Origin of the sequence: Chromohalobacter sp. HP20-39, from assembly GCF_033052815.1 — a bacterium.
Classification (GTDB): Bacteria; Pseudomonadota; Gammaproteobacteria; order Pseudomonadales; family Halomonadaceae; genus Chromohalobacter.
Genome location: NZ_JAWHTP010001135.1, coordinates 1 through 238, shown reverse-complemented (window position 1 = coordinate 238; position 238 = coordinate 1). Strand labels below are relative to the sequence as shown.

Below are 238 nucleotides of genomic sequence, written 5' to 3'. Positions count from 1 at the left end.
GAAGTCGTACCACGGCGCTGCGTTGCGCCATCTCTCAATCGAAGGAGCCACCCATGCTCAAGACCACATTCTCTGCAACTTTGCGAAAGATGCGCGGCACATTCGTCGTGGCCGCATCCGCCGTCGTGCTGTCGAGCCCCGCCCATGCCTCCGGCTGGCCGGTGTTCGATGCCGCTAACTTCCTCAAGAACACCATCAGCGCGGCGCAAGCGTTGAAGACCGAGGTGTACGAGAACAC

At 60.9% G+C, this 238-nt stretch carries 1 protein-coding gene; it reads left to right on the top strand.

The features are described 5' to 3' along the window. Positions 1 to 53: 53 nt before the first annotated feature. A partial coding sequence (locus tag RVY79_RS21440) for a hypothetical protein (RefSeq protein WP_317466645.1) occupies positions 54 to 238 on the top strand: 185 nt, incomplete at its 3' end.